Raw genomic sequence first — 22777 nt, forward strand, 5'->3', positions numbered from 1 at the left:
GCCGGGGGCCGCGTTCACTGAACCACCGGCTCCTGCGCCAGTTCCAGATGCAGCTTGCTGCCGGTATAGGGGCTGGCGGCGATGGCTGCGTCGTCCAGTTCCACCCCCAGGCCCGGCTCCTTGGAGGGGATCACATAACCGTCCTCCCAGGTGATCGCGGACTTGAGACAGGACATATAGGGGCCTTCAAAGGTGCCTATGCTTTCCAGTATCAGGAAGTTCGGGCTGCAGGCGGAAATCTGGATGTTCGCCGCCGCCACCACCGGCCCGCAGTAAAGATGCGGCGCGATCTGGGCCTGCCGGGTTTCGGCCATGGACGCGATCTTCTTGGCCTCCAAGAGGCCCCCGACCCGCCCCAGATCCATCTGCAATATCGAGGCCGCCCCGGCCTCCAGCACGCGGGCAAACTCATGCTTGGTGCAGAGCCGCTCGCCGGTTGAAATCGGCACCGAGGTGAACCGCGCCACCTCCGCCATATCGGCGGGGTTTTCCGGCGGCACCGGTTCCTCGAACCACAAGGGCTCATAGGGTTCCAGCCGCCGCGCCATTCGTTTGGCGCCGGAGACAGTGAACTGCCCGTGGGTGCCGAACAACAGATCCGCACGGGTTCCAACCGCCTCGCGGATGCGCTTCACGAACATCTCGCTGCGCTCCAGGTCCTCAAGCCGCGGCTGATGCCCGTCATAGATCGTGTAAGGGCCTGCGGGGTCGAATTTCACCGCGGTAAAGCCCTGCTCCACCCGCTGAAGCGCAACTTCCGCCGCCATGTCCGGGTCGTTGTAGACATTGGGCGTGTCCGGGTCCGGGTAGACGTCGCCCTCAGCCGGATAGAGGTAGGTATAGCTGCGCAGTTTTTCATGCACCTGGCCGCCTATCAGCTCGTAAACCGGCTTGCCCGCGGCCTTGCCGATGATGTCCCAGCAGGCCATTTCCAGCCCGCTCAAAACCCCCATCACCGTCACATCGGGCCGCATCGTATAGCCCGCGCCATAGGACTTGCGCCACAACTTCTCGATATGGTGCGGATCGCAGCCTTCGAACTGCCGGGCAAACACCTCCTGTGCCATCGCGCAGCACAGTTCCGGACCGAAGGTCGCGTTGTATATCTCCCCCACCCCGGTGATGCCGCAAGCGGTGGTCAGGCGCACAAAGATGAAATAGCGCCCGCCGTGGCGCGGCGGCGGGTTGCCGAAAACAAAGGTTTCAATCTTATCGAGCTTCATCTGAAATTCCTTGTCATTCCGCCGCCAAGGGCCTGTTTTCATTATCGTCCAGCACCATCTGCGCACCGCGGGCGGCCAGCATCATGGTGGGCGCGTTGGTATTGCCGGAGGTCACATTCGGAAACGACGAGGCATCGATCACCCGCAAACCCGCAACCCCATGCACCCTGAGCCGCGCATCCAGCACCGAGTCGGTTGCAGTATGCCCCATCCGGCACGTGCAGCTTGCATGAAACACGCTGCCCGCGCGTTCGCGGAAGTTTTCCAGCAGTGCTGCATCATCCATCCCGGCAATATCCGGCACCCGCCGCTCCCGCGTGACCCGCTTCATGGCGGCGGTTGCTGCCAGCGCCTGCAGCAAGTGGCTGGCGCGGATGGCGGTTGCCTTGTCTTCCTCCGCCGACAGCGAGTTCGGCTCTATCAGCGGTGCCTGGCCGGGGTCGGCGGATTGGATAGTGATCTGCCCGCGGCTGACCGGGCGGCTCGGCTGAACGCACAGCAGGAAGCCGTTGTCCTTGTCGATCTGCGGCTTTCCGTTTGCCTGTGTCGAGTAAGACGCCGGGTTGCAATAGACCTGCACATCCGGCAGCGCCGCGCCCGCGGTGCGGACAAAACCGCTGCACTGATTGACCGGTACGCTCAGCGGCCCCTTGCGGGTCAGGACATACTGTAGACCGGCCTTCATCTGCTTGGCAAAACTGCCCAGCCGGTCGTTCAGCGTCGCGGTGTTGGCCCAGTAGAAATGCGAGACCGCCAAATGGTCCTGCAGCCCCTGCCCCACCTGCGGCAGGTCATGCGCCACCGCGATCCCGTGCCGCTGCAGCAGCGCCGCCGGGCCGATGCCGGAAAGCTGCAAGAGCTGCGGAGAGTTCACCGCACCCGCGCTCAGGATCACTTCGCGCGCCGCCATGGCGGTTTGCGGCTGGCCCTTCAGCCGGAATGCGACGCCGGGGGCGCGCCCGCCGCTGGTCAGCACCTTCTCCACCAGCGCACCGCTGATCACCGTCAGGTTGGTGCGCCTCATCGCAGGCCGCAGGAACGCATCCGCCGAGGACCAGCGCCGCCCGTCTTTCACCGTGCTGCGGACATAGCCCATGCCCTCGCTGGGCAGCGTGTTGGCGCCTTCCTCTGCCGCGGCATTCATGTCCGGCAGGAACGGCCAGCCCATGTCCTGCCCTGCCGCCAGAAAGTTCCTGGCAAAGGGATGCATCCGCTCGCTGAGGTCGGTAACGCGCACAGGACCGTTGCCGCGCAACCGTCGGCGGCCCTGGTGCCATTCGTCGTTTGTTTCCAGCGCCTCATAGCTGCGGCGCACGTTCTCCCAGCCCCAGCCGGTGGCGCCTGCGGCCTCCCAATCGTCGTAGTCATGCGGCAGACCGCGCACATAAGCCATTGCGTTGATGGAGCTGGAGCCGCCCAGAACCTTGCCCCGCGGCCAATAGGCCGCGCGCCCGTTCAGCCCCGGATCCGCTGCGGCGGAATAGCGCCAGTTCACCTTAGGATCCGAGAAGGTGAAGCCATAGCCCACCGGGATCTTGATCCAGAACCGCCGGTCGCTGCCGCCGGCCTCTATCAGCAGCACCTTGTGGCGGCCATTAGCGGTCAGCCGGTCGGCCAGCACACAGCCCGCCGAACCGGCTCCTACGATAATGAAATCAAATGTCTGCGCCATGGCACGCCCGGGTCCGTTGGTTTCCCATCAGATTGCGCAGCGCGAATGGCATAAATCAAACAATGTGTTTTGCCCCTATGGCATAGCTGTGCTTAAAGCTAAGTCATGACCGACCTGCCCCACGTCACCTGGCTCAAGGCCTTTGAAGCCGCCGCGCGGCTGAACAGTTTCTCTGCCGCGGCGGAGGAGCTGGGCCTGACACCTGCCGCCATCAGCCAGCAGATCCGCCTGCTGGAAAAGCATCTGAACACCCAGCTGTTCAAACGTCTTCCCCGCGGGGTGGCACTTACTGACACCGGCCAGGCCTATTCCCAGCCGATCCGCAAGTCCTTCATCGACATGCAGCAGGCCACCGCCGGTCTGTTCGGCAAAAAGCGCAAGCGGGTGGTCCGGGTGCGGGCCTCGATTTCCTGCGCCGCCTTGGTAATCGCGCCCCAGCTTGGCCGCTTTCAGGCGGCGCACCCGGATATTCTGGTAGAGCTGACCACCTCCATCTGGGCCAACCGGTTTGACGAGGAAGGCCTGGACATCGACATCCGCTATGGCGGTGACTGGCAGGAGAGCGAGGTCCTGCATCTGGGCCACGAAAACGCTGTGCCAGTCTGCAGTCCGGGCTACCTGCACGATCTGGGCGGCAGCCCCTCCATTCATGACCTTGCAGGATCCGACGTGGTGCAGATCTTCGGCTCGGAAACTGACTGGGGCCGCCTGTCAGAGCTGCACGGGCTGAACCTGCAGACACCTGCGGACTGGCTCAAGGCGGACTCGTCCTTGCTGGCGCTGCAGACCGTGGCGGCCGGCCACGGGGTGACGATGGTGCTGGAAAGCTTTGCCAGACAGTACATCGAACAGGGGCTTGTGGTTGTCCCGACCGCGTACAAGCTGCCGAAGCGTCGCTCGCATTACATCGTGATCAATGACCGCGCGGGCCAGCGGGAGGAGGTCAAGGCCTTCTGCAGCTGGCTCATGGCGCTGTACCAGTCGCTGATCTGAGGGGGTTTCCCCGCCGGTCCCCGCGGGGACAGAGACAGAAAACACTGCCCTCTACCCCTGAAGCGCGTCCAGCGAAGCCGCCATCGCGCTCCACAACTCCTCTGCCGGTTCGGTGCCGACTGAAAGCCGCACAAACCCTGGTGCCACAGAATCGCCCCAGCGGGCGCGGCGCTCAGCCGAGGTATGCACCCCGCCGAACGACGTTGCGGAGCGGATCAGCGGGCAGCTGTTGATGAAAGCATCGGCCTGTTCCGCGCTGTCCAGGGTGATGGAAATTAGAAAGCCAAACCGCGCCATCTGCTGTTTCGCCAGGTTGTGCGAGGGGTCTGATTTCAGCCCCGGAAAGCGGATCGCCTGCACCAGCGGATGCGCGGCGAGCCGTTCGGCCAGTACCTCAGCGGTGCTGCACATCCGGTCAAAACGCACGTCCAAAGTTTCCAGCCCCCGGTGCGCCAGCCAGGCCTCTTGCGGGCCGGGGATGCCGCCGCCGAACTGGCGCCATTCGCGCGCGGCCTGCAAAACATCCGAATTGCGGGTCGCCAGATGCCCCATCAGCACATCCGAATGCCCGCCCGGCGCCTTGGTGTCTGAAGCAACAACCACATCCGCGCCCAGCTCCAGCGGGCGCTGGCCCAGCGGGGTCATAGTGGTGTTGTCGACGATCAGCAGCCCGCCCGCCGCGTGCACCGTCTCCGCAATCGAGCGCAGATCGCAGAGGTCCAGGCCAGGGTTCGAAGGTGTTTCCGCAAAAACAACATCAAAGCCATCAAACCCGCCGTCGGCAAAACCGGTGGTCGGCCGCAGGTGCACCTCAACGCCGAGGTTCTGCAAGAAGCGCTCGCTTAGGCGCCGGGTGACGTAGTAGCCATCCGACGGGATCAGCAGTTTCGACCCTGCTTTGACGGTGGCAAACAGCGCCGCCGAGATCGCCGCCATGCCCGACGGAAATGCCAGCGCGGGCGCGTCCTCCAGATAGGCAAGCACATGCTCCAGATGCTCCCAGGTGGCGTTGTCCACCCGGCCATAACTGGGGCCGCCGGTCCAGTCGCCCGGCAGGTGGTACATCGAGCTTTGCGTCAGCGGCAGTGCCACCGGATCGCCCTCGGACAGGGAATTGCCGCGCAAATGCAGCATGGCGCCGGGTTTGGGAGCGTTGGGTTTGTCCATATCGGGCGCCTTTCCTGACTGCGGGTTCGGCAAATTCATAACGGGCGCCAGGCAAAAGAGACAAGGCCGGAAACGCACTGCTCCCGGCCATCAGTTCTTTCCGCTTTCTTGGCCGCTCACCCCATCCAGCGGCGAACCGGGGCGGCGGAGTCCTCCAGCGCCTGGCAGACCACGTCAATCAGGGTCGGGCCGTCGTGGGCAAAGGCCTCCTTGATCGCTCCGTCCAGGTCTTCCGGCTTCTCCACCCGCCAGGTCTTGACGCCGAACGCTTCGGCCACCGCGGCATGGTTGGTGCGGTTGAAGTCCACATTGTAATAGCGCTTACCGCAGTCGTCGCGCTGGCTCGCCTTGATCCAGCCGAAGTTGGCATTGGAGAACACCACATAAGTGATCGGTGCGTTGCAGCGCACCACCGTTTCCAGCTCGCCGCAGGTGAAGTTGAAGGAGCCATCGCCCATCATCCCCACGACTTTGGCTTCAGGACGCCCGAACCAGGCGCCCAGCGACGCCGACAGCGAATACCCCAACGCGCCGTGGGCGCGGTTGGTGATGTACTGGCGGCCCGGGTGCTTTTGCTGCGAATAGGCGTTGTAATACGGGCAGCTGGTGCCGGGGTCGGAGACCACGATGGCATCCTCCGGCAGGTTTTGATTGAGGGCGTGGATGATCTGCTCCGGAAGAACCTGATCGGTTTTGCTGTGCGCCAGCTCCTCAAACTTGGCAAACTTGCGCTGCTTGATGTCGGAAATTTTTGCAGCTCCGCCAAATGAGGGCAATTCGCCTTCCCGGCCATCCAGATAGGCGTTCACCGCCTGCAAGCTGAGCTTCAGGTCGGCCACCACACCAACCTCGGTCGGGTAGTTGGCCCCGATGGTCATCGGGTCGTTGTCAAAATGCACGATCCGCTGCCCTGGCTTCGGTGCCTCCCAGCGCGAGGTGGTGGTGGACCCGGCACGGCAGCCCATGAAAACCACCAGATCGGCCCCTTCCATCATCTCCCAGGTCTCATCCGTGCCGCCGTTGGAACCGACCACGCCCAGCGATTGCGGATGCGTATCGGCCAGCGATCCCTTGCCGGAGATCGAGGTTCCCACGGCAATGTCGAGTCGGGAGGCGAGCCTATCCAGTTCCTCCATAGCGCCCGAGATCACCACACCGCCGCCGCAGACGATCAGCGGCGATTTGGCAGTGAGGATGGCTTCCACCGCAGCCTCTGCCGCGCCCGGTTCCGGAGCTGCACGATAGGCGGGGTAGCTTTGGTGTTTTGGATCGCCCCAGACGTCATCCGCCGGAACATCGTCATACTGGATGTCATAGGGCAGCCCCAGATGCGCCGAGCCGGAGCGGCCGGTGGTCATTGCCCGGAACGCCTGGCGCACCATGCGCGGGATGTGGTCGGCGCGTTTGATCACCGTGTTGAACTTGGTCAGCGGCCCCATCAGAACCTCTTGGTTGACCTCGGTCAGCGGGTATTTCCCGTAAGACCCCACCGAGATGTCGGTGGTGATCGCCAGCACCGCATAGGAGCTTTCGTTGGCCTCGATCAGCCCCGGCAGAATATATGTGGCACCGCCGCCAGAGGGGCCTTCGCAAACCCCCACCCGTCCGGTCACGCGGGAAAACCCGTCGGCCATATAGGCCGCACTGCGCTCATCGCGGGTGAGGACATGGGTGATGCCATGCTCCAGCCGGTTCATCGCGTCATAAAAGGGCAGCGTGGTATCGCCGCAGAGGCCGAAGATATGGGTAACCCCATGTGCCTCAAGCGCGCGCACCATCGCCTCGGCACCGTTCATCGTGTTCTTCATCGGGACCTCCTAAAGCCTGATTGATACCTGTCCCGAGGCAAGCCCGGAATCTGCGTTCCAAACTGTATACAATATTGTAGATCAATGTGAAGGCAAAAGGTCAGACACTCTGCACCCGGCTGCGGTTCTTCGGAATGGACGGGGATAAATTGAAAAATCAGATGTTTACCCGGACGTTCGCGCCAAGATTTCTGCCACATGCTCTTGCCAGGCGGCGGTAAAGCTGGCTGCAAGCTGGGACAGCGGACGCTCGCTGGGTGTCAGAATTGAATAGCCAAAGGGAATCGCCGGCTCAAAAGGCAGGAAGCGGATGCGTTCGTCGCCCGCATTGCTGCGGCGGTAGCTCTCGGCGCTCAGCACATCGACGACAGCGCAGGCCTGGCCGGCCGCGACAAAGTGGAACAGCGGCAGGAAGTATTCCGCGTCATAGCGCAGGTTGAAATCCGCATCCGCCTGCACAAAGGCCTGGGCAGTGGCCTGGTGGGTGCTGTGATCGGGCTGCAAGGCACCCATGGGCTCGCCGCTCAGGTCCTGCACGGAGATGCTGTCCTTGCGGGCAAGCCGATGGCCGGCCGGCACGGCACACAGGCAATTGCACGGCAATTCCACGGTCTTGTAAAGCTTCCGGTCCCCTTGGTAGCGCGTCATGTCACAGAACCCGATGTCAAAGCTGTTGGCCGCAATCAGGCTGCGGACTTGCGGCGAAGACCGGGTGGCCAGCGTGACATTGACCTCGGGCTTGTCTGCAACAAACCGGCTGACGAACTCCGGCAGCAGGATGACGGATGGCCCCGGCATCGCCACAACCCGGATTGCGCCGCGCACCCGTTCGCGCATCTTCACCAGGTTCTGCTGCGCCGTCTCCAGCCGGTTCAGGATTTCAGACGCTTCGACCATCAGGTAATGCGCTTCCGGCACCGGCACCAGGCGGCGGCCCTCGCGCAAGAACAGTGTCAGGCCCAGTTCCTCCTCCAGCGTCTTGATGGCAGCGCTGACCGCGGGCTGGGTACGGTGCAGGTTGCGCGCCGCCTGGCTCACTGAGCCGGTTTTCATAACTTCGCGGAACACCGCAAGCTGGTGAGAGTTCATGGTCTGCTCCCGGCGTAAAGCCAACATAAATTCAATCTATATAAACAGTATAATTTTAAATTTGAACTTATGCTTTGCCTTTTCCATGATGCAAAGATCACAGGTGAATGCTGCGCAAGAGGAGACGCAGCCAATACTCCAGGGAGGACATTATGGGGTTTTTCAAGAAACTGACCGGGGCTGCATTGGCCTGCACCATGCTGACCGGCGCCGCTGCGGCGCAGGACATGACCTTTTTCCGTATCGGCACCGGCGGTGCGGGCGGCACCTATTTCCCGATTGGCGGCATCATCGCCAACGCCATTTCCAACCCGCCCGGCTCGCGCGCCTGCGACGAGGGCGGCAACTGCGGCGTGCCCGGCCTGGTGGCGATGGCGCAGTCGACCAATGCCTCGGCGCATAACGTGAATGCCATTCAGGCGGGCCAGATGGAGGCAGGCCTGTCCGGTGCCGCGACGCTGCATTTTGCCTATCACGGCAAGGGCAAGTTTGAAGGCAATGCCAAGCCCGACCTGCGGGTGATTGCCAACCTGTTCCCGGAAGACCTGCATCTGGTGCTGCCCAAGGGCCATTCGCTGGGTGGGCTCGCCGATCTGAAGGGCAAGCGCGTCGGCATCGCCCAGGCCGGTTCCGGCACCCAGATCGCGGTGGAGCTGATCCTGAATGACCACGGCGTCAACCGCGACAACATCGACGAGGCAGAACTGAACAATGCCCAGTCCGCCGAGCGTATCGCCGACGGCCAGCTGGACGCCTATTTCTATGCCGCGGGCACGCCTGTTGCGGCGATGATCCAGCTCGACAACACTAAGGGCATGGAACTGCACAACTGGTCCGAAGAAGAGATCAAGCAGGCCAACACCACCGTGCCCTACTACATTCCCTCGACCATTCCGGCGGGCACCTACCCGGGTGTGGGATATGACGTGAACACCGTGGCGGTCTCCGGCATGCTGGTCACCAACGCCAATATGGACGAAGAGCTGATCTATCAGATCACCAAGGCGATGTGGTCCGATACCGCCCGCAAGCTCTTGGACAACGGCCACCCCAAGGGCAAGGCGATCACCCTGGAAACCGCGCTGGACGGCGTCGAGGGCATCGGTGTGCCGCTGCACCCGGGCGCTGAGCGTTTCTACCGCGAAATCGGAATGCTCAACTAAACTTCCCCTGAACTGCGGCAGCAGGGTGCGCCTTGCTGCCGTTTTTGTTTCCCGGCGCCCCTGTCCGCAATGCGGGTGAACGGCGCGCGCCGGCACCGCCCCCGGACTGGAGACCCCGATGTCCATGGACACCCATCTCGACAACAAGGCGCTTGAGGAGCTGGAGAAGCAGTATGACTCTGCTCTGAACACGCGCGACAACGGACCCAGGCTGACTGGCGTCATCTATTGGGCCAGCATCGCCTTTGCCCTCTATCACTTGTGGACGGCCGGTTTCGGCACCCCGGTGGACCATGTGCATATGGGTATTCACCTGGCGGGCCTGTTCCTGTTTATTTTTGTGGGCTTTCCGCTGATCAAGTCAGCCCGCAGCCTGGAGTGGCGCGGACCCCATCCGCTCCGCCCCGGCAATGTACCGATCTATGACTGGGCGCTGACCGGGCTCAGCATGGCGGCGGCGCTGTTTCTCTGGGTCAGCTGGCGCGGCTTTGACATGTTCGGCTTCGACATCGCCGAACAGGCGCTGCGGCAGGGCAATCCGTCCAGCCTGGATGTGTTCTTCGGCTCGGTTCTGATCCTGACAGTGCTGGAGATCGCGCGCCGCACCATCGGCTTTGTGCTGCCGCTGATCATCCTTGTGTTCATGGTCTACGCGCTGTTCGGGCCATACATGCCCGCGCAGATTCTCAAGCATCCGGGCGTCAACTGGCAGCAGTTCGTCAACAACATGTACTTCCCGGCTGAGGGTATCTTTGGTGTAACGCTCTGGGTGGTCTCCACCGTGGTGTTCCACTTCGTTCTGTTCGGCGTGGTGGCGCAGCGGATGGGGCTGGGGCAGTTCTTTGTCGACAACGCCATGCTGCTGGCAGGCCGCTATACCGGCGGACCGGCCAAGGTTTCCGTTGTCTCCTCCGCCTTCTTCGGCACCATTTCCGGCTCGTCGATCGCCAACACCGTCTCCACCGGCTCGCTGACCATCCCCAACATGAAGAAACTGGGCTATCCCGGCCATTTCGCAGGCGGGGTTGAGGCCGCGGCTTCGGCCGGCGGGCAGATCACCCCGCCGATCATGGGGGCTGCGTCCTTCCTGATGGCAGAGTATCTGGAGGTGCCTTACACTACCATCGTGATTGCGGCGATTGTGCCTGCGCTGATGCATTATATCGGGGTGATCTCGATCGTGCATTTCACCGCCAAGAAGCTGGGCCTCACCGCCTACCCCAAGGATCAGCTGCCCAAGTTCCTGCAGGTCTGGAAGGACGGCTGGTACACGATTATTCCGCTGATCGCGCTCCTCTTGGTGCTGTTCTCCGGGTACTCACCGAACATGGCCGCCTTCATCGGTCTAAGCCTGTGCATCGTTGTCGGTTTCTGCGCCTTTGACAAACCCGCCACGCTGCTGATCCCCTTTGCCCTGCTTGGCTTCATCTTGTGGAAGGCGTCGCCCTATTCCGGCGAGGGGTACACTCCGGTGATGGCTGGTATGCTGGCGGCGCTGACCATCATCGGCTGCCTGCACAGGAATGAGCGGCAAAACTTCCGCGACTTGTTCGACAGCTTCCACGTCGGCGTGCAATACGCGCTGGCAGTGGGCGCGGCCTCTGCCGCGGTGGGCATCGTGGTGGGTGTGATCAACACCACTGGCGTCGGCTTCCGCCTCGGCTTCATGGTCACCGGCGGCGCGGCGGACATGGCGGCAGCGATTGCGCCGTTCCTCGACTGGACCTCCATCGAGGCGTTCAGCCAGCCGTCGATCCAGCAGTTCCTGTCTCTGGTGCTGATCGCCATGGCCTGCATCCTGATGGGGGCCGGCCTGCCGACCACGGCGCTTTATATCATGCTGGTTGCTGTTGCGACGCCTGCCCTCAGCCAGCTCGGCGTGCCGCCGCTCGCCACGCATATGTTCGTGCTCTACTACGGTGTGATTTCCGAAATCACCCCGCCGGTTTGCGCCTCGGCTTATGCGGCAGCAGGGATTGCGGGGTCCAACCCGTTCCGCACCGGGCTTAATGCCTTTACCCTGGGGCTGGGCAAACTGATGGTGCCGATGGTGTTTGTCTATGCGCCCACCATGCTGATCGTGCTGCCGGAATACTTCACTCTGCTGAGCTTCACTCAGGTCACCCTGACATGCGCGGCAGGCGTCTTTGCCATCGCCACTGCTGTCTCGGCCTACTTCCTGGCACCGCTCAGCGGCATCTGGCGGCTGCTGATGGCCATTGGCGGCCTGCTGCTGGTGGCGCCTTCCGGCGGCTCTGACATCGCAGCGTTGGTTGTGATGGCGCCGGTGCTGATCCAGCAGCTGGGCCAGCAGCGCAAACTGCAAGCGAAGGCGGCGCAATGAGCGCATCGTCTTCGCCCGATGTGACGGTCCTGGGCGCCGGGATCGTCGGCATCTGCTCGGCCCTGTCCCTGGCTGGGCGGGGCCTCCGGGTCCGGCTCATCGACCGGGACGCCCCGGGCCAGGCGACGTCTTATGGCAATGCTGGCATCATTTCCCCCTGGTCGGTGGTGCCGCAATCCATGCCGGGCCTTTGGAAAAAAGTGCCCGGCTGGCTGCTGGACCCGCTGGGACCGGTGGCGGTGAAGCCCGGCTACCTGCCCAAGGTCGCCCCCTGGGGGTTGCGGTTTCTGGCCGAGGGGCGTGACCGGCGGATACATCAGATTTCCGACGCCATGGGTTTTCTGTGCCGTAATTGCGTCGAGGGTTTCCGGCTGCATCTGGCCGGCACCGGCCATGAGGATCTGATCAGGGACAGCTATTATGTCCATGCCTCGCGCAACCCGGAAGAGGCCGACCTGAACAGCCTCGGCAACCGTCTTCGGGCCGCGCAGGGCGCCGACATGGAGCGGATCGGGGCCGCCGATTTGCGCGATCTGGAACCGGCGCTGACGACAGAGTTTCAAGCCGCGATCCTGATCAAGGGTCAGGCCCGGGCGCTTTCCCCGGGCAGGATCGGTGCCGTTCTCGCAGAGAAATTTCTATCCATGGGTGGCGAGATTCAGACCCGGACCGTGCGGGGCATCCTGCCGTCTGAAACCGGCGGCTGGACCTATACCACCGAAGCGGGCCAGGACTGGACACCCAAGCTGGTGCTGGCAATGGGGGTCTGGTCCGGGGAACTGCTGAAGCCGCTTGGTATCAAGATCCCAATGGAAGCAGAGCGCGGTTATCACGTGTCGTTCCCGGCCCCCGGCGTCGCGCTCAATAACTCGATCATGGATATGGACATGAAATTCGTGGCCTCCTCGATGGAGGAAGGGCTGAGGGTGGCCGGCACCGCCGAATTTGCGGGCCTTGATCAGCCGCTGAACCGGAAACGGCTGGACGGGCTAGCGGAACTGGCCAAGGCGCTGCTGCCAGACCTGCGCGCCGATGGCATGGAAACCTGGTCCGGCCAGCGCCCCAGCCTGCCCGACAGCCTGCCCTGCATCGGTGAGGTCGAGGGCTTCCCGGACCTCATCGCCGCCTTTGGCCACAGCCATTACGGTCTGATGATGGCTCCGAAAACCGGGCGGCTGGTGGCGGATATAGTCAGCGGAACGCCCGTGAACGAAGACCTCTCGCCGTTCCGCACACGGCGGTATGAAAGGACCAAGACATGACCATCCACCCCGGCGGCCAGAACATCTGCGGCGTCTCCATTGGCGTGCTGGCATTGGAAAGCTACTTCCCCAAGCCGCCCGGCCATATCAAGAACCCCTCCAGCCTGCCCTTCACCACGCTCTATGAAATGCTGGACGGGATCACCGTGCCGAAACTGCTGGCCAACCCGACCGGCGAAATGAAGGACCGGCTGATCGAGGCCGCCCGGCGGCTGGAGGCCAAGGGCGTGCGGGCGATCACCGGCTCTTGCGGGTTCCTGGCGATTTTCCAGAAGGAGATTGCAGCCGCGGTGAATGTGCCGGTGTTTGTCTCCTCGCTGATCCAGGTGCCGCTGGCGCATCAGATGACAGGCCGCACCGTTGGGGTGATCACCGCCTCAGCCGCCAGCCTGACCGAGGCTCATTTGCGCGGCGTCGGTGCAGAAAACACGCCCGTGGTTGTGCAAGGGCTGGATGACGCAGAAGAATTCTCCACCGTGATCCTGCGTAATGAACGCACCGCAATGGATCTGGCCAAGGTTGAGGCTGAACTGCTGGACGCCGCCAGAGGCATGATCGCGCGCAACCCGGAAATCGGCCCGATTGTTCTGGAATGCACCGACCTGCCGCCCTATGCCCACGCCCTGCAAGCAGCGCTGAACCGGCCCGTCTTCGACATCATCACCCTGTCTGAGATGGTGCACAGGGCGGCCTTCCGCGCCCCTTTCCACGGTTTCATCACCTGAAAAATGCGCTGAGGGCTGGCACAGAGATTTCCAGCCCTCAGCCCTGGATATTTTTGTATCTCCGGCTGGGGTAATCCCCCTAATGTGGCGCAGAACAAACCTTTGCTGCTGGACGTGCCATGCCCCATATCTCCGACACCTTGCTGGACCAGATCCGCGCCCGTTTTGCCCAGGTGGACAACTGCCCCGAACAAGGTGCCCGTATCTTCTTTGAAAATGCAGGCGGCGCGCTGGCGCTCAATTCGGTGGTGGAAACATCCGCACGCTACGCCGCGATCCCCGACAACCAGGGCCGTGACAACCCCGGCAGCCACGAACTGGTGCGGGTCATCAACAAGGCCAAGGACGACATGCGCGTTTTCATGAACGCGCCCGGCGGCCAGTTTTTCGCAGGTGAAAGCGGCACGGAGCTCTTGTTCCGCCTGATCATGAACGCCTGCCTCGGCACCTCCGAAGGCAGGACTGTGCTGGGCTCGACGCTGGAGCATCCCGCCACCCGCTCCGCCTGCGCCCGCTGGGCCGGGGTGGCGCGGCAGAAACACGTGCTGATCCCGCATGATGATACCACCGGCACGATTATGGCCGATGCCTATGCTCAGGCGGTTTCGCCGGACACAGTTGTGGCCACAATTGTCCATACGTCTCCTGTCACAGGCATGGGCGTGGATGTCGCCGCCTGCGCTGCCGCCATCCGCGAGGTTGCACCGGAGTGCTTCATCATCGTGGACGGCATCCAACACGCCGCCCATGGGCGTATCGACCTCACCGCCTATGGCGTCGATGGCTATGTAATCTCGCCCTACAAGATGTTCTCGCGCCACGGCTACGGGCTCGCCTGGATCTCCGACCGGCTAACCGCGCTGCCGCATAACAGCCTGATCAATGGGCCTGCGGACAATTGGGAAATGGGCACCCGCGACACCGGCAGCTATGCAACGCTGTCCGATGTTGCAGACTACCTGGAGTGGCTCGGCGGCGAGGTAAGCGATGCAACGGAGCGGCGTGCGAAATTCGTGGCCGCGGGAGAAGCGATCCATGCCCACGAGAAAACCCTGACCGACGCGATGATCCTTGGCACCGGCAATCTGCCGGGATTGGCGGAAATGGAAGGCGTCACCATCCTGGGCGGCCCGGACAACCCGGCCCGCGAGGGGTTGGTTTCGCTGACCGTGGACGGCGTGCCCTCGGTGGATGTGGTAAAACGGCTGAACGAACAGGGCATCCGCACCCACCTGCGCAAGGCGGACCACTACTCCGGCAATATCCTGTCGCCTTTGGGCATGGACAGCTGCGTGCGCGTCTCGATGTGCCACTACAACAGCATCGGCGAAGTGGCGAAGTTCCTGGGCGTGATGAAAGAGATCACCGGGTGATGGCCGGATGACCCATCGAATCCGGGGCCATTGGGTCTGAATTCTTCACGGGTCATCCAGCCCCGCCGCCGCTAGGGTCGCCGGAAGGAATTGGCGGCCCGCCCCGGCCTGCAGGGCGCGCTGTTTCAGGCACGCAGGCAAGGGAACATGACGCATGAAAACCCATGCACAGGCAGTTGTCATCGGCGGAGGCCTTGTCGGCTGCTCGATCCTCTACCACCTGGCCAAGCTCGGCTGGACCGACGTGGTTCTGCTGGAACGCGATGAGCTGACCGCGGGCTCCACCTGGCACGCGGCGGCCAACATCCACGGGTTGCACGACAACAACAACGTGACCCGCATCCAGCACTACACGATGAACCTGTACAAGGAGCTGGAGAAGGAAACCGGCCAGGGCTGCGGCGTTTTCCAACCGGGATCCCTGTACCTTGCAAAGACCGAAGAGCGCGAGCACCAGCTGCGCCTGCAGGAAGCCAAGGCAAAATACTACGGCCTGAACTTCCACGAGGTCAGCCGCGAGCAGGCCAAGGAACTGCACCCGCTGGCCCAGTTCGACGACATCCGCTGCATCATGTTCGAACCCGATGGCGGCAATGTGGACCCCTCGGGCGTCACCATGGCCTATGCCGCCGGCGCCCGCGCCATGGGCGCGCAGATCGAACGCTTCTGCCCGGTGGTCGGCACTGAACAGCAGCCCGACGGCAGCTGGATCGTGAAGACCGAAAAGGGCGACATCCACACCCAGTGGGTGGTGAACGCAGGCGGCCTTTGGGGCCGCGAGGTGGCGGCGATGGCCGGCCTCACCCTGCCCTTGCAGCCGACCGAGCATCAGTATTTCGTCACTGAGTCCATCGACGAGGTCGCCAATCTGGGCCGCCGCCTGCCCTCAATCGCCGACCGCGACGGCGAATACTACTTCCGTCAGGAGGGCAACGGCTTCCTGATCGGCGCCTATGAAAAGGACATGCGCTTCTGGGCCGAAAACGGCACGCCGCTGGACTTCGCGCATGAGCTGTTCCCCGACGATCTGGACCGGATCATGGAAAACGTGATCCGCGCCACCGAGCGTGTTCCCTGCGCCGAAACCGCCGGCGTCAAGCGCGTCATCAACGGTCCGATGATCTGGTCGCCGGATTCAAACGCCATCTGGGGCCCGGTGCCGGAGCTGAAAAACTACTTCTGCTGCACCGGCATCATCCCCGGCTTCTCCCAGTCCGGCGGCCTCGGTTTGCTGGCGGCGCAGTGGATGATCGAGGGCGAGCCGCAGTACGACATGTTCGCCTGGGACCTGGCCCGCTTTGGCGACTGGGCCGACAAGAAATTCACCAAGGCCCGTGTCGAGGATCAATACGCGCACCGCTTTGCCATCCATTTCCCGAACGAGGAACGCAGCGCCGGCCGCCCGGCCCGTGTGCGCCCCGCTTATGAGGTGCAAAAGGAAATGGGCTGCGTCTTTGGCCTCAACTGCGGCTGGGAGCATCCCCTGTGGTTCTCCGGCACCCCCGGCACCACCGATACCAACAGCTTCACCCGCCAGAACTGGTGGGAGCCGGTGGGACGCGAAGTGAAGATGCTGCGCGAGAACGTCGGGGTGATCGACATCTCCAACTTCGCCAACTACGTGATCAAAGGCCCGGGCGCGTTTGAGTGGCTGGACAAGCTGGTCGCCAACAAGGTGCCAACCGAGGTCGGCCGCTCCTGCCTCACCCCGCTGATTTCGGTCCGCGGCGGCGTTGCGGGCGATTTCACCATCACCAAGGTGGCGGATGACGAATACATGATGGTCGGCTCCGGCATGGCGGAACGCTATCACCAGCGGTTCTTCAACATGGTGGAGCTGCCCGCGGGCACCACGTTTGAGGTCGCTACCAACCGCATTGCGGGCTTCAACGTCGCCGGGCCGAAATCCCGCGACATGCTGCAGCGGATGACCAATGCGGATCTGTCGAACGAAGCCTTCCGCTTCATGCGCTCCCGCACCATCGACGTGGCGGGTGTGGAATGCCTGGCGATCCGCGTCTCCTTCACCGGCGATCTGGGCTGGGAACTGCACTGCGCCGAGGAAGATCAAGTCAAACTCTATTCCGCGTTGCTGGCAACAGCCGCAGAATTCGACGGCGGCCCGGTCGGCGGCCGCGCGCTGGGGAGCTTGCGGATCGAAAAGGGCTACGGCTCCTGGGGCCGCGAGTACAGCCAGGAATACTGGCCGCAGGAGGTTGGCCTGGCCGGTCTGATCAAGCTGGACAAGAACTTCCTCAACAAGGACGCCTATCTCAAGGTCAAGGACAACGCCCCGCGCGAAATGCTGTCCGCCTTTGAGATTGACGCAGTGAACGATGCCGATGCCTCCGGCGGCGAGCCAGTCTTTACTCCGGACGGCAAGCCGGTGGGCCGTGTCACCTCAGGCGCTTATGGCTACTCGGTCGGCAAATCGCTGGCGCTGGGGTACGCCAACCCGGCCTTTGCCAAGCCAGGAGATGAGGTTGAGGTCTATATCCTCGGCAAGCCGCACAAGGCACGCATTCTGGAAGCGGCAGCCTTTGACCCTTCGGGCGCGCGGCTGCGGGCATGAGCCCTAAAATAGCCGAATGAATACCTGCAGCCCCGGTCCAATGGCCGGGGCTGCAGGCTTTGGCCCGCCGGTAAGGTTGACTATATTATCCGGCAGGGAGCACAGCATGATGCAAGATATCGAGATCATTCACTGCGATGTATTGCCGCCAAAGCAGGAGCTGAACAGAATTCTGGCGCAGTATTACGACCTCATTGTCCAGCGGATGGGCGATATGGGCTTCGCCATCGACCCGGCGGCCCCGCAAAGCGCACTGGCGGAATTCTGGGCCAACGCCAGCGATTACCTGCCGCCGAACGGCTGCCTGCTGCTGGCGCGGAGCGAGACCGGCCAGATCGTCGGATGCGGCATGCTGAAACGACTGGACCGGGAAACCGGAGAACTGAAACGGGTCTTTGTCGTCGAGGCCGCGCGCGGCACCGGGACCGGGCGGCGGCTGATCGAGGCGCGCGAGGAGGCGGCTCGTAAAATGGGCCTCAAACGGCTGGTGGCCGACACGCTGACGCCAAATGTCGAAATGCGCAGTCTTTACCCCAAGCTGGGTTTCACAGAGGTGGAGACACCAATGGAAACAACGACCTATCTGGACCAGCCCATGCTGCGGCCACACCTGCATTTCTTTGTAAAAATCATCGGTTAACGCAGCACCCGGCCCCGGCGCACCGGCATCAAAGCGGCTGCATCCCCGCCGTGAGCCATGCTGCAAATGCGGCCTCATCCACGTCCCCCGTGGCCAGATCCTCCATCATCCGCACACCCTCCACCGGGTCCGGGCGGAACTGGTAGCCGTTGAGGCGCAGGAAGGTCAAAGCGGTCACAAAGGCCGTGCGCTTGTTGCCATCCACAAACGCATGCGCCTTGGCGATGCCGAAGGCATAAGCCGCGGCAACCTCCGCCACGCCTGCATCGGAATAGGCAGCCAGGTTCATTGCCCGCGCGCATCCCATTTCCAGAAGCGCCTTGTCACGCATCCCCGCCGCGCCGCCATGGCGCGAGATTTGCCGGTCATGGAAAATGGTTACCGCCGCCAGCGGCACCCAGGTGTATGTGCTCACGCCAGCGCCTGAAGCAGGTCGCGGTTTTCATCCATCACGACCTCAGCTGCTGCCAGCGCCTCGGCCACCGTTGGATCATGCGCCATCACCCGCAGGCTGCCATCATCGCCGCGCACCACAAACAGCGTGTCGCCTTCCTTGGCGTCCAGCATCGTCAGCATCTCTGTCGTCAGGGTGATGACGGCAGAGTTCCCGACTTTCCTGATCTTGGTCTCAATCATTGGCAAGCCTCACGTATATATACCCGTATATACGCGAAACACCGCCAGAATTCAATGCTGCCTGCGGCTCGCCTTGATGCCCTACAGTTCCATCTCCGCTGCCGCCTTTAGTAGCCATGCCTTGAAATGCTTGACCGAGGGCGTCGCCGCCTTGTCCTTGAAGGTGGCGAAATAGGTCCAGGGGCAATCCAGGTCGAAATCAAACGGCTCCACCAGCCGCCCGTCGGCCACATGGGACCGGACCAGTGTTTTCGGCAGAACCGCACAGCCCATTCCATTGGCGGCAAACTCCAGCCCCATATTGGAAGAATTGGTCTGCAAGCCCCCCTTCAGCTCGATCCCGGTCAGCCCGTAATGCTTGGCGATCTTCTCCCAGTAGATCGGCCGCCCCAGAATGTGGATCAGTTTCGCCTGCACCAGTTGTTCCGGCCGGGTCAGCGTCTCTCCCGCAACCTGGAAACCGGGCGCACAGACCAGCGCCAGCTTCTCGTCCCACAGCTTGACCGCCGGCCCCATCACATCATCCACGTGGTTGATAGTGATCGAAATGTCAGAGACATTTGTCTCCACATCCACCCAGATCGTGCTGTGAATAGTCAGGTCGATATCCGGATGCGCCGCGGAAAACCCCTCGATCACCTTCAGCAGCCAGCGCTCCGCCAGGCTGACCGGGCAGGAGATCACCACCTCCCGCTTGTGGCTTTGCGAGATCAACAGCTGGGTCGCGCTGTCGATTTCCTGCAGCGCATGGCGGACCGAAGGAAGATAGGCCTCCCCCACGTCTGTCAGCGACAGCGACCGCGGATGGCGCACGAACAGCGGGCGGCCGATGAACTCCTCCAGGCTGCGCACGTGGTTGGACACCGCCGACTGGGTGCAGTTAAGCTCATCCGCCGCCGAGGTGAAGCTGAGATAGCGCGCCGCGGCCTCAAACGATCGCAGAAAGGTCAGGTGGGGCAGGTTTTTCATCAACAGGTCCGCTGGCGGTTTCGGGGCCATGTTCCCATGCAATGGATTGGGCTGCAATTCCAAAGGGATCACGCCCCGAGAGAGGCGAAAAACGACGTCTAGCACGCATTTCGCGAAATATAACGGCCCTATGACCCCGGTTTATTTGCGGGTCACCTGCGGCGGCGGAGCCTAGGCTTTGGCCAACGCCCCCTTATGGACCGCTTGACATGACAGCCACATTCGACCGCGCCACCGATTTCACCTTTGGCCTTACGCCCGGCGATCTGCCGGAAACCACCCGAAAGGCTGCGGCGCTGATGTTCCTGGACACCCTGGGCATCACTATCGGCGCCACCCCAATGGAGGCCGGGTGCATCGCCCGCGACACCGCCGTGGCGCTTTATGGCTGCGGTGAGGACGGCCTTGGCGCCCGGATGATGTTTGACGGCCGCCGGGTCAGCGTCGCAGGTGCCGCCTATGCCGCCGCCACCGCCACCGACAATCTGGACGGCCACGACGGCTATTACCCGACCAAGGGCCACATCGGCGTGGTGGTGATCCCGGCAATTGCGGCCTTGGCGGAAACGGTGCCGGATTTCTCAGGGCCGGAGGCGCTGGCGGTCACCACGCTGGGCTATGAGCTGGCGGGCCGCGCGGCGCTGTCGCTGCATGCAACCGTCAGCGACTATCACACTTCGGGTGCCTGGAACGCGCTGGGGGTGGCGGCGATTGCGGCCCGGATGCGCGGCCTCAGCCGGGATCAGCTGCGCCAGGCGCTGGGGATTGCCGAATTCCACGGCCCTCGCAGCCAGATGATGCGCGAAATCGCCAACCCCTCGATGCTGCATGACGGCTCCGGCTGGGGTGCGATGGCAGGCATGTCGGCAGCTGTGCTGGCGGAAAAGGGCTTCACCGGCGCGCCCGCAATCACCATCGAGGAAGACCAGGTGGCGGAACACTGGGACGACCTCGGCAGCTTCTGGCAGATGGAACACCAGTATGTGAAGCCATACCCGATCTGCCGCTGGGCCCATGCGCCGATCGACGCCGTGCGGCAGGTGATGCTGGAACACGATCTGAGCCACGAGCAGATCGCCAAGATCCACATCAACACTTTCCACGAAAGCGCCTGCCTCTATCCGGGTATCCCCTCGACCACCAGCCAGGCACAGTATTCGCTGGGCTTTGCCGTTGCCATTCAGGCCGCATACGGGCGGATCGGGGTCGAGCATATCTCCGGAGCGGGCCTTGCCGACCCGCTAGTTGCATCAATCCACGAGCGCATCACCGTCTCTGAGGCCGCGCGCCATTCCGTCCGCTTCCCGGCTTGCCGGGTTGCCGATGTGGTGGTGACGCTGACCGACGGACGGGTCATCGAATCCGGCGACGTCCACGCCCGCGGCGGCCCAGAAGCGCCGTTCTCGCAGGACGACATCGAGCGGAAATTCATGGAGTTCGCCGCGCCTTCGCTGGGCGAGGCCCGCGCCGGTGCCATCCGCGATGCAGTGCTGGGCTTCACCAATGAAGGCAGCAATTTCTCCGATCTGGGGCGTCTCATCTATGACGCGCCCGAAAACTAAGCCACCAACCTGACCAGAAAGACAGACACATGGCACGCGACAGACGCGGCGGCGGGCGCCGCGGCAAATCCTCCCGCTCCGGCGGCAGTATCGACCAGCTCCCCTGGAGCCAGGTAAAAAACACTTACCCGGCGTTTGAGCTCCTGAACCCGGAGCAGATGGACCAGCTGCACGCCACCTCAATGCGGATCCTGTCAGAGGCCGGCATCCGGGTGATGGGCGAGAACGTGATGGGCATTTTCGAGGCCGCGGGCGCCATTGTCGACCGCGACACCAAGACCATCCGCATCGACGAAACCATCGTCACTGAAGCGTTGAAGACAGTCCCGGCGGAGTTCACCCTGACCGGCCGAAACCGGGACAAGCGGATCACGCTCGGCGGCAACAACGTGACCTTTGGCCTGGTGGCCGGCCCGCCCAACGTGCATGACTGCATCAACGGGCGCCGCTCCGGCAACCTCCCCGACTACCAGAACTTCATCAAGCTGGCGCATCACTTCAACGCCATCCACCTGATCGGCAACCAGGTCACCGCGCCGCTGGAGCTGCCCGCCAATAACCGCCACCTGGACACCTATCTGGCAAATATCACCTATGCCGACCTCAGCTTCCACTGCTCCGCCATCGGCCGCGGCAGGGCGCTGGACGGCATCAACATGATGGCAATCTCCCGCGGCCAGACACCGGAGGAGATGAAGGGAGATCCGGGCGTGATCACTATCATCTCGGTCAACTCGCCGCGGCTGTTTGACGACGCGATGGGCGACGGGCTGATTGCCATGGCCGAATACGGCCAGCCGGTGACGGTGACGCCCTTTACCCTGATGGGGGCGATGACGCCGGTGACCCTGCCCGCGGCGCTGGCCCAGCAGAACGCCGAGGCGCTGTTCGGCGTGGTGCTGACCCAGCTTGTAAACCCCGGCACCCCGGTGATGTACGGCTCCTTCACCTCCAACGTCGATATGCGCAGCGGCGCCCCCGCCTTTGGCACGCCGGAAAACGCCAAGGCCAATATCGTCGGCGGCCAGCTGGCGCGGCGTTACGGCATCCCCTACCGGACCTCCAACGCCAATGCCTCCAACGCGGTGGACTTGCAGGCGGCTTATGAAACCATGATGGCGACCTGGGGCGCGGTGCTGGGCGGTGCCAATATCGTCTATCACGCGGCCGGCTGGCTGGAGGGCGGGCTGACCGCGTCCTATGAGAAGTTCATCCTGGATGTGGAGATCATCCAGAACATGATCGAATTCCTGAAACCGATGAAGTTCGACACGGATGAACTGGGCTTTGATGCCATCCAGTCAGTCCCCACCGGCGGCCATTTCTTTGGCGCCGAACACACGATGGCGCGCTACGAGACCGCGTTTTACCGGCCGATGCTGTCGGATTGGCAGAACTACGAGAACTGGGAAGCGGCAGGCGCCAAGGACGCGCTAAGCCGCGCAACCGGCCTCTGGCAACAGGCGCTGCGGGATTACGAGGAACCAGCGATGGATCCCGCCGTCCGCGAGGAGCTGGACGCCTATGTCGCCCGCCGGAAAGAAGAAATCGGCTCCGGCGAGCCTTGATGGGACGGGTG

At 63.1% G+C, this 22777-nt stretch carries 18 protein-coding genes; 10 read left to right on the forward strand and 8 right to left on the reverse strand.

The window, feature by feature from the left end:
* Window positions 1-14: 14 nt before the first annotated feature.
* Window positions 15-1223, reverse strand: a complete 1209-nt coding sequence (locus tag RA25_RS17010; RefSeq protein ID WP_039174141.1) for a mandelate racemase/muconate lactonizing enzyme family protein — start codon at window positions 1221-1223, stop codon at window positions 15-17.
* A gap of 13 nt (window positions 1224-1236) precedes the next feature.
* Window positions 1237-2895 (reverse strand): GMC family oxidoreductase, encoded by a 1659-nt coding sequence (locus RA25_RS17015; protein ID WP_039173991.1) that lies wholly within the window; start codon window positions 2893-2895, stop codon window positions 1237-1239.
* A 105-nt stretch (window positions 2896-3000) separates the two neighbouring features.
* Between RA25_RS17015 and RA25_RS17020 the strand changes: the two genes are divergently transcribed.
* On the forward strand, window positions 3001-3888 hold the full coding sequence (locus tag RA25_RS17020) for a LysR substrate-binding domain-containing protein (RefSeq protein ID WP_039173992.1): 888 nt from the start codon (window positions 3001-3003) through the stop codon (window positions 3886-3888).
* Between the two features lie 51 nt (window positions 3889-3939).
* Here RA25_RS17020 and RA25_RS17025 read toward each other — a convergent pair whose 3' ends face one another.
* The 3 genes from RA25_RS17025 to RA25_RS17035 all read right to left on the reverse strand — a co-directional run bounded on the left by RA25_RS17025 (window position 3940) and on the right by RA25_RS17035 (window position 7952).
* On the reverse strand, window positions 3940-5055 hold the full coding sequence (locus RA25_RS17025; RefSeq protein ID WP_039173993.1) for a cystathionine gamma-lyase: 1116 nt from the start codon (window positions 5053-5055) through the stop codon (window positions 3940-3942).
* Window positions 5056-5171: 116 nt separating this feature from the next.
* Window positions 5172-6863, reverse strand: a complete 1692-nt coding sequence (locus RA25_RS17030; protein WP_039173995.1) for a thiamine pyrophosphate-binding protein — start codon at window positions 6861-6863, stop codon at window positions 5172-5174.
* 165 nt (window positions 6864-7028) lie between these two features.
* Window positions 7029-7952, reverse strand: a complete 924-nt coding sequence (locus RA25_RS17035; RefSeq protein WP_019296986.1) for a LysR family transcriptional regulator — start codon at window positions 7950-7952, stop codon at window positions 7029-7031.
* A gap of 152 nt (window positions 7953-8104) precedes the next feature.
* Here RA25_RS17035 and RA25_RS17040 point away from each other — a divergent pair, with 152 nt between their 5' ends.
* The 7 genes from RA25_RS17040 (at window position 8105) to RA25_RS17070 (ending at window position 18031) form a co-directional block, all read left to right on the forward strand.
* Window positions 8105-9115: a TAXI family TRAP transporter solute-binding subunit gene (locus RA25_RS17040; protein WP_019296985.1), complete on the forward strand. Its 1011-nt coding sequence runs from the start codon at window positions 8105-8107 to the stop codon at window positions 9113-9115.
* A 118-nt stretch (window positions 9116-9233) separates the two neighbouring features.
* The gene (locus RA25_RS17045; protein ID WP_039173997.1) at window positions 9234-11459 is read left to right on the forward strand and encodes a TRAP transporter permease; all 2226 of its coding nucleotides are present in this window, start codon (window positions 9234-9236) and stop codon (window positions 11457-11459) included.
* Window positions 11456-12721 (forward strand): NAD(P)/FAD-dependent oxidoreductase, encoded by a 1266-nt coding sequence (locus RA25_RS17050; RefSeq protein WP_039173998.1) that lies wholly within the window; start codon window positions 11456-11458, stop codon window positions 12719-12721. Before RA25_RS17045 ends, RA25_RS17050 begins: the two co-directional genes overlap by 4 nt.
* Window positions 12718-13446: an aspartate/glutamate racemase family protein gene (locus tag RA25_RS17055; RefSeq protein ID WP_039173999.1), complete on the forward strand. Its 729-nt coding sequence runs from the start codon at window positions 12718-12720 to the stop codon at window positions 13444-13446. The genes RA25_RS17050 and RA25_RS17055 overlap by 4 nt, the downstream gene beginning before the upstream one ends.
* Before the next feature lie 119 nt (window positions 13447-13565).
* A complete protein-coding gene (locus RA25_RS17060) occupies window positions 13566-14819 on the forward strand; it encodes an aminotransferase class V-fold PLP-dependent enzyme (RefSeq protein WP_019296981.1) in 1254 nt (417 codons plus the stop codon).
* Between the two features lie 154 nt (window positions 14820-14973).
* On the forward strand, window positions 14974-17391 hold the full coding sequence (locus RA25_RS17065; RefSeq protein WP_039174000.1) for a GcvT family protein: 2418 nt from the start codon (window positions 14974-14976) through the stop codon (window positions 17389-17391).
* 106 nt (window positions 17392-17497) lie between these two features.
* Window positions 17498-18031: a GNAT family N-acetyltransferase gene (locus RA25_RS17070; protein ID WP_039174004.1), complete on the forward strand. Its 534-nt coding sequence runs from the start codon at window positions 17498-17500 to the stop codon at window positions 18029-18031.
* Between the two features lie 28 nt (window positions 18032-18059).
* On the opposite strand, the gene RA25_RS17075 is transcribed toward RA25_RS17070, so the two are convergent.
* From RA25_RS17075 to RA25_RS17085, 3 genes are all read right to left on the reverse strand, one after another.
* Window positions 18060-18446 (reverse strand): type II toxin-antitoxin system death-on-curing family toxin, encoded by a 387-nt coding sequence (locus RA25_RS17075; protein ID WP_019296978.1) that lies wholly within the window; start codon window positions 18444-18446, stop codon window positions 18060-18062.
* Window positions 18443-18667 carry an AbrB/MazE/SpoVT family DNA-binding domain-containing protein gene (locus RA25_RS17080; RefSeq protein WP_019296977.1) on the reverse strand — a complete coding sequence of 75 codons (225 nt, stop codon included), beginning with the start codon at window positions 18665-18667 and terminating at the stop codon, window positions 18443-18445. The genes RA25_RS17075 and RA25_RS17080 overlap by 4 nt, the downstream gene beginning before the upstream one ends.
* A gap of 81 nt (window positions 18668-18748) precedes the next feature.
* The gene (locus tag RA25_RS17085) at window positions 18749-19636 is read right to left on the reverse strand and encodes a LysR substrate-binding domain-containing protein (protein ID WP_019296976.1); all 888 of its coding nucleotides are present in this window, start codon (window positions 19634-19636) and stop codon (window positions 18749-18751) included.
* Between the two features lie 209 nt (window positions 19637-19845).
* On the opposite strand from RA25_RS17085, the gene RA25_RS17090 reads away from it, so the two are divergent.
* Window positions 19846-21198, forward strand: a complete 1353-nt coding sequence (locus tag RA25_RS17090) for an MmgE/PrpD family protein (RefSeq protein WP_039174005.1) — start codon at window positions 19846-19848, stop codon at window positions 21196-21198.
* Window positions 21199-21227: 29 nt separating this feature from the next.
* On the forward strand, window positions 21228-22766 hold the full coding sequence (locus RA25_RS17095) for a trimethylamine methyltransferase family protein (RefSeq protein ID WP_039174007.1): 1539 nt from the start codon (window positions 21228-21230) through the stop codon (window positions 22764-22766).
* Window positions 22767-22777: the final 11 nt, after the last annotated feature.

Origin of the sequence: Leisingera sp. ANG-S5, from assembly GCF_000813925.1 — a bacterium.
GTDB lineage: Bacteria > Pseudomonadota > Alphaproteobacteria > Rhodobacterales > Rhodobacteraceae > Leisingera.

Excerpts from the sequence above, each read along its gene's own strand:
- RA25_RS17010 (WP_039174141.1), bottom strand. The coding sequence starts at position 1,223 with ATGAAGCTCGATAAGATTGAAACCTTTGTTTTCGGCAACCCGCCGCCG.
- RA25_RS17015 (WP_039173991.1), bottom strand. The coding sequence starts at position 2,895 with ATGGCGCAGACATTTGATTTCATTATCGTAGGAGCCGGTTCGGCGGGC.
- RA25_RS17020 (WP_039173992.1), top strand. The coding sequence starts at position 3,001 with ATGACCGACCTGCCCCACGTCACCTGGCTCAAGGCCTTTGAAGCCGCC.
- RA25_RS17025 (WP_039173993.1), bottom strand. The coding sequence starts at position 5,055 with ATGGACAAACCCAACGCTCCCAAACCCGGCGCCATGCTGCATTTGCGC.
- RA25_RS17030 (WP_039173995.1), bottom strand. The coding sequence starts at position 6,863 with ATGAAGAACACGATGAACGGTGCCGAGGCGATGGTGCGCGCGCTTGAG.
- RA25_RS17035 (WP_019296986.1), bottom strand. The coding sequence starts at position 7,952 with ATGAACTCTCACCAGCTTGCGGTGTTCCGCGAAGTTATGAAAACCGGC.
- RA25_RS17040 (WP_019296985.1), top strand. The coding sequence starts at position 8,105 with ATGGGGTTTTTCAAGAAACTGACCGGGGCTGCATTGGCCTGCACCATG.
- RA25_RS17045 (WP_039173997.1), top strand. The coding sequence starts at position 9,234 with ATGTCCATGGACACCCATCTCGACAACAAGGCGCTTGAGGAGCTGGAG.
- RA25_RS17050 (WP_039173998.1), top strand. The coding sequence starts at position 11,456 with ATGAGCGCATCGTCTTCGCCCGATGTGACGGTCCTGGGCGCCGGGATC.
- RA25_RS17055 (WP_039173999.1), top strand. The coding sequence starts at position 12,718 with ATGACCATCCACCCCGGCGGCCAGAACATCTGCGGCGTCTCCATTGGC.
- RA25_RS17060 (WP_019296981.1), top strand. The coding sequence starts at position 13,566 with ATGCCCCATATCTCCGACACCTTGCTGGACCAGATCCGCGCCCGTTTT.
- RA25_RS17065 (WP_039174000.1), top strand. The coding sequence starts at position 14,974 with ATGAAAACCCATGCACAGGCAGTTGTCATCGGCGGAGGCCTTGTCGGC.
- RA25_RS17070 (WP_039174004.1), top strand. The coding sequence starts at position 17,498 with ATGATGCAAGATATCGAGATCATTCACTGCGATGTATTGCCGCCAAAG.
- RA25_RS17080 (WP_019296977.1), bottom strand. The coding sequence starts at position 18,667 with ATGATTGAGACCAAGATCAGGAAAGTCGGGAACTCTGCCGTCATCACC.
- RA25_RS17085 (WP_019296976.1), bottom strand. The coding sequence starts at position 19,636 with ATGAAAAACCTGCCCCACCTGACCTTTCTGCGATCGTTTGAGGCCGCG.
- RA25_RS17090 (WP_039174005.1), top strand. The coding sequence starts at position 19,846 with ATGACAGCCACATTCGACCGCGCCACCGATTTCACCTTTGGCCTTACG.
- RA25_RS17095 (WP_039174007.1), top strand. The coding sequence starts at position 21,228 with ATGGCACGCGACAGACGCGGCGGCGGGCGCCGCGGCAAATCCTCCCGC.